The 2,045-nt window shown below is 67.7% G+C and carries 4 protein-coding genes and 1 pseudogene; all 5 read left to right on the forward strand.

What is annotated here, in order from left to right; translation table 11 throughout:
• Positions 1–225 (forward strand): annotated as a pseudogene (locus I5I_RS07910) (YggS family pyridoxal phosphate-dependent enzyme); the annotation flags it as partial.
• Positions 226–257: 32 nt separating this feature from the next.
• The gene (locus I5I_RS07915; RefSeq protein WP_036318274.1) at positions 258–725 is read left to right on the forward strand and encodes a cell division protein SepF; all 468 of its coding nucleotides are present in this window, start codon (positions 258–260) and stop codon (positions 723–725) included.
• 2 nt (positions 726–727) lie between these two features.
• Positions 728–1,030, forward strand: coding sequence for a YggT family protein (locus tag I5I_RS07920; RefSeq protein ID WP_036318275.1), 303 nt, complete (start codon positions 728–730; stop codon positions 1,028–1,030).
• A 108-nt stretch (positions 1,031–1,138) separates the two neighbouring features.
• Positions 1,139–1,741, forward strand: coding sequence for a DivIVA domain-containing protein (locus I5I_RS07925; protein WP_036318276.1), 603 nt, complete (start codon positions 1,139–1,141; stop codon positions 1,739–1,741).
• Positions 1,742–1,746: 5 nt separating this feature from the next.
• Positions 1,747–2,025, forward strand: a complete 279-nt coding sequence (locus I5I_RS07930; protein WP_036318277.1) for a signal peptidase II — start codon at positions 1,747–1,749, stop codon at positions 2,023–2,025.
• Positions 2,026–2,045: the final 20 nt, after the last annotated feature.

Consider the following 2,045-nt stretch of genomic DNA (forward strand, 5'->3'; position numbering starts at 1 on the left):
TCGCTGCGACTTCGTGGTGTCATGGCCGTCGCCCCGCTCGCGCAGGCGCCTGCGGAGGCGTTCGAGCGCCTCGCGCGGCCCGCGGCGACGGTGCGACGGGTCGTTCCGGATGCCACGTGGATGTCGGCGGGCATGTCCGGCGATTTCGCCGAGGCGATCGCCGCCGGCGCGACACACCTGCGGATCGGCACCGCAATCACGGGACCGCGCCCTGACCGCGGCTAGCCTCAGAACAGACGAGCAAACGGAGGAATGCGATGTCGAACCCGCTCAAGAAGACCATGGTGTACCTGGGCCTCGCCGATGAGGAAGAGGTCTACGAAGAGCCCGCTGCCGAGACGCCTGCACGCCGTGAGCGCTCGAGCGAGCGCCCGATCGAGAAGGCGGCCCCTGTGACCCCGCTCCACCGTCCCACCGTCGTGCGTCAGCCGACCGCGGGCACCGTCAGCGAGATCCTCACGGTGCACCCCAAGCAGTACCGCGACGCGCAGATCATCGCGGAGAACTTCCGCGACGGCATCCCGGTCATCATCAACCTCTCGCAGATGAGCGACGCCGATGCCCGGCGTCTCATCGACTTCGCGAGCGGCCTGTCGTTGGGGCTGTACGGTCGCATCGAGCGCGTGACGAGCAAGGTCTTCCTCCTCTCGCCCGAGAACGTCGCGATCTCCGGTGACGGCACGGTGGCTCAGGCCGACCCCGAGTCCGCGCCCTTCAGCCAGTAGTCGTGGAGTTCGTGCGCCTGGCGGCATTCGTCGTCGACGTCCTTCTCCTGCTCTACATCCTCGTGCTGCTGGCGAGACTCGTTCTCGAGTACATCCCGATGTTCAATCGTCAGTGGCGTCCGCGGGGATTCGGCCTCGTCTTCGCCGAGGCTGTCTTCACCCTCACCGATCCGCCGCTGCGCTTCTTCCGCCGGCTGATTCCTCCGTTGCGGATCGGTCCCATTGCGCTCGACCTGGGCTTTCCGATCACGATGTTGGCCTGTTTCGTTCTTCTGACGATCGTCCGCGTCATCGAGCGCCTCTAGCCCCCCGTCGCACGTCCCACCAGCCGCGACTATGCTTGGTCAGTACGGCTCGCCGGTGGCGGGCCGACCGAATCGGCCCGCGTCGTGAGCCCCGAAAGAGGAAACACCATGGCTTTGACCCCGGAAGACGTCGTCACGAAGCAGTTCCAGCACGTGCGGTTCAAGGAGGGTTTCGACCCGGATGAGGTCGACGACTTCCTCGACGAGATCGTCGTCGAGTGGCGCAAGACGATCGCCGAGAACGAAGAGCTGAAGGCCAAGCTCGCAGCGTACGAGTCCGGTGAGTCTGCTCCCGCCGAGGTCGTCGAGGCGGCCGTCGTCGAGGAGGCCGCCCCGGCCGTCGTCGAGTCCGTCCCCGCCCCCGCTGTCGAGGCTCCCGCCGCCGGCGGCGTGGCCGCGTCCGCCGGCATCATCGAGCTGGCACAGCGTCTGCACGACGAGCACGTGGCCGAAGGACAGGCGCAGCGCGACAAGCTCATCTCCGAGGCACAGGCCAAGGCCGCCTCGATCCTCGCCGAGGCCGAGGCCAAGGGACGCGACGAGATGGCTCGTCTCGAGAGCGAGCGCGTGACGCTCGAGGGACGCATCAGCGAGCTCCGCCAGTTCGAGCGCGACTACCGTTCGCAGCTGCGTGGGTTCATCGAGGAGAAGCTCCGCGACCTCGACGTCGCGGGCGCGACCTCGGGTGCCTCCTCGGTTTCGGCTTCCTGAGCCCGGTGGCGGACCACACCCCAGAGCGCAGTGCTCCCCGTCGGAGCCTGAACAGGGCAGCGGCCGGTGCCATCGTCGCGATTCTCGCGGCGCTGGTGCTGGCCGCTGACCAGTTCGCCAAGTATCTTGCCCTCACCACCCTGCCGTTCCAGCAGCCCGTGCAGGTCTGGGGCGACGCGCTCCAGTTCTATCTGACACGCAACCCCGGCGCCGCGGTCTCCCTCCTCGAAGGGCAGACGTGGATCTTCACGATAGGGGTGACGGTCGCCGCGGTCGGACTCTAGAGGATCCCCGGTACCGAGCT

This window comes from Microbacterium sp. B24 (genome assembly GCF_000333415.1).
Taxonomy (GTDB): Bacteria; Actinomycetota; Actinomycetes; order Actinomycetales; family Microbacteriaceae; genus Microbacterium.